Genomic DNA, 3,553 nt, shown 5'->3' with positions numbered 1-3,553 from the left:
GTAATTTAGCTAATGTAATCTATTTTGAAAATGGAATCGAACATCAATTAACGATTGAAGAAATAAATGTTATTCGAAAAGCTTTGGTAAATTTTAAAAGTGATAATGATGAAGAACAAAAAGCATTGCAAAATTTACAGTCATTGTTTATTCATCATTTAGATTGATTTTGAACTTAGTGAATTAAATTTTATAAACGTAAGTGATCATAAAATTTATGAACATATAGCAACCACATTTTTGGTTGCTTTTGTTTTGATTTTGAATTTGGTTTTGAACTATGAGTGGCTAGCATTTTGCCACTCATTTTTTGCGTAAGCAAAAACATAAAGGGTATGGGATATAATCCCATCAAGTACGGCGTGCTGGAACGAAGTGGATAGCAAAGCCAGTGCTTGCCAAACCAAAATGGAACAATTGTGAAATGAGAAAATTTTTGACGAACAAAGCGAAAATGATAGCCACTTCAGTGGCGATTGGCGCCGGTTTTAAGTTGGATTAATTCCAACTTAACAACCAATCCAAATCATTAAAGCGATATCGTGAAGTCAAAAAGCAATTATTTTACAATTGTTCCATTTAAGGTGGGTTGGTTTTGATTTTTCATTTTTGTTGGCTCCTAGGGGGGGCTACTACGACCCCCCTTTTAAGTGCCGAGTGCCAAATTGAAAAAAAAACGCTTTTCGTCTCTACTCTCTCTAGGGCTCAAGGCATTCTACATTTAGGGGACATTTTAGGGACATTTTAAGGGACATTTTTATTTTTTGTGTATATTTGGTTGCTTTAATGTTACCTAAGTGGTACACTTAAAAAAATAGAAAAAAAGAGGTGTCAATTTGCCTAGAAAAACAAGGTTACAAATAAGTCTTACAGATAAACAAATCGAAGAATTAGAAAAATTAGCTAAAGAAAAAGGGTTTACGAAATCGGCAATTTTAGCTTTAGCATTAGAAGAATATTCAAGAAAGGAATTAGAGCAAAAAAAATAGTGAAATCCTCTCCCGCAAAGAATGGATTTCACTTTATACAAAATATAAAAAACAAGCTCTAATAAGGTGATTCTAACATTATGAATACAGATAAAGCAAGATACTTCACGTTTTTACTATATCCAGAAAGTATTCCAGAAAACTGGGAAATGAAATTAGAATTAATGGGTATTCCGATGGCTATTAGCCCATTACATGATAAGGATAAAAGTAACGTAGAGGGGCAAGAATATAAAAAAGCACATTATCATGTAATTTATGTTGCTGCTAATCCAGTTACAACTCATAGCGTTCGTAAAAGAATACAAAGAGCATTAGGTAAAGAGAGTGTAGCAAAAGTACAAGTGATTAAACAAAGCATGGAAAACATGTATTTGTACTTAACGCATGAGAGTAAAGACGCTATTGCTAAAAATAAATATAAGTACAACAAAAAGGATATAGAGCTTTTGAATAACTTTGATATTGATAGATATGTAGTGCTTGATGTAGAAGATAAAGACGAAATGTTGAATGATGTTTGCGACATGATAGATGACCATGGTTTAGCAAACATAAGAGAATTAAGACGTTTTGTAAAAGAACATGGTAGCAACTACAATTTGCCAAGTATGAAAATAATTAATAGTGTTTTACGTTCGCACACTGGATTAATTAGATTATATTTTGATGCCGTATATCAAGAGCGTAAGTATGGACGAAGTTATGTTGATACAGAAACGGGGGAAATACATGAGTAATTTAGCTAATGTAATCTATTTTGAAAATGGAATCGAACATCAATTAACGATTGAAGAAATAAATGTTATTCGAAAAGCTTTGGTAAATTTTAAAAGTGATAATGATGAAGAACAAAAAGCATTACAAAATTTACAGTCATTGTTTATTCATCATTTAGATTGATTTTGAACTTAGTGAATTAAATTTTATACACGTGAGTGATCATAAAATTTATGAACATTAGCAACCACCATTTTTGGTTGCTGGGGTTTTGAATTTACGGACGTGTCAAAATGACATGTCCGTTTTTGCGTAAGCAAAACATAGCCTCGCAGAGCATACGGTTTAATGACTTATTGAAAATAAGTCTAGTATGTTAGACTTAAATTATTAGATACACGAAAACCCTTTGTACAGAGGAGGAATTTTTATATGTCATATTCGATTGTGAGAGTTTCAAAAGTTAAATCTGGAACAAATACAACAGGTATTCAAAAACATGTTCAAAGAGAAAATAATAATTATGAAAACGAAGATATAGACCATAGTAAAACACATTTAAATTATGATTTAGTAAACGATAATAAACAAAACTTTAATAACTTGATTGAGGAAAAAATAGAGCAGAATTATACAAATAAAAGAAAAATTAGAACAGACGCAGTTAAACATATTGATGGGTTAATTACATCAGACAATGAATTTTTTAATAATCAAACATCAGAAGATACAAAGCGTTTTTTTGAACAAGCTAAACAGTTTTTAGAACAAGAATACGGTAAAGATAATTTATTATATGCAACGGTGCATATGGACGAGAAAACACCACATATGCATTATGGAGTTGTTCCGATTACTGATGACGGTCGTTTAAGTGCTAAAGAGGTTGTAGGTAATAAAAAAGCCTTAACGGAATTTCAAGATAGATTTAATGAGTATGTTAAACAACGAGGATATGACTTAGAACGTGGTCAATCAAGACAAGTTACGAATGCGAAACATGAGCAAATGAGCCAGTATAAACAAAAAACAGAATACCATAAGCAAGAATATGAGCGTGAGAGCCAAAAAACAGACCATATAAAGCAAAAGAACGATAAATTGATGCAAGAGTATCAAAAATCGTTAGAAACGCTTAAAAAGCCTATAAATGTTCCATATGAGCTTGAAACGGAAAAAGTAGGTAGTTTGTTTAACAAAGAAGTACAAGAAACTGGAAATGTTGTCATAAGCCAAGAAGATTTTAATGCCTTTCAAAAGCAAATAGAAGCAGCACAATTAATCAAAGATGATTATGAGTATATTAAGTCAGATAAAGCTCTAAATGACCTAAAAAACGAAAACAGTAGGCTTAAAGAAGAAAATAAGAGTATGTTTGAAACTCTGACGAAAGCGAATGAGGTTCTTGAAAAACGAAATAAACAACTTGATAACGCAAATAAACTTTTTGAAGTTCTTAGAGAAATTTTCAAGAAGTTAGAGCAAGCTATTGGTAGAAATAAATATAGGAATTTAATGAATGATGTGAGTAAAGATAATGGTCGCATGATACAAGTAATACGAACGTTAGATAAACAAATACATCCTGAAGAACATCAAGAACAAAAAGATAATCAGAAACGTGGTAGAGGTATGAGCAGATAATAAAAGCCCTTATCAGAATAGATAAAGGCTTAAGTAAATACAATGTGGTATTGGTTGTACTCTCATGTATTATAACACGCATTTATGCCGAGAAAATCTATTTGTCGATGAGAGCCCTTAATTAGACTTAAAGCGCCAGCGGTCAATAGCGTCAGCTATTAAATCGACCGATGGACAGCTTTAGGATTATTAAGGAGCGC

At 31.7% G+C, this 3,553-nt stretch carries 4 protein-coding genes; all 4 read left to right on the top strand.

All coding sequences use genetic code 11. From position 1 onward, the window contains the following. Positions 1-836: 836 nt before the first annotated feature. The 4 genes from ACF91D_RS29615 to mobV all read left to right on the top strand — a co-directional run bounded on the left by ACF91D_RS29615 (position 837) and on the right by mobV (position 3,353). Positions 837-989, top strand: coding sequence for a ribbon-helix-helix protein, CopG family (locus ACF91D_RS29615; RefSeq protein ID WP_002448631.1), 153 nt, complete (start codon positions 837-839; stop codon positions 987-989). 80 nt (positions 990-1,069) lie between these two features. Then, entirely contained in the window at positions 1,070-1,729 is a 660-nt protein-coding gene (locus tag ACF91D_RS29610) for a replication protein (RefSeq protein ID WP_392438286.1), read from the top strand. Continuing rightward, the gene (locus ACF91D_RS29605) at positions 1,722-1,892 is read left to right on the top strand and encodes a hypothetical protein (protein ID WP_392438285.1); all 171 of its coding nucleotides are present in this window, start codon (positions 1,722-1,724) and stop codon (positions 1,890-1,892) included. Before ACF91D_RS29610 ends, ACF91D_RS29605 begins: the two co-directional genes overlap by 8 nt. Positions 1,893-2,141: 249 nt before the next feature. Next, positions 2,142-3,353, top strand: a complete 1,212-nt coding sequence (gene mobV / locus ACF91D_RS29600) for a MobV family relaxase (protein WP_392438284.1) — start codon at positions 2,142-2,144, stop codon at positions 3,351-3,353. Positions 3,354-3,553 lie beyond the last annotated feature (200 nt).

This window comes from Staphylococcus sp. 231237_7MaSpsaltlick (assembly GCF_043107035.1).
The sequence above is the reverse complement of the archived record's forward strand: the minus strand, read 5'-3'. Positions and strand labels throughout refer to the sequence as shown.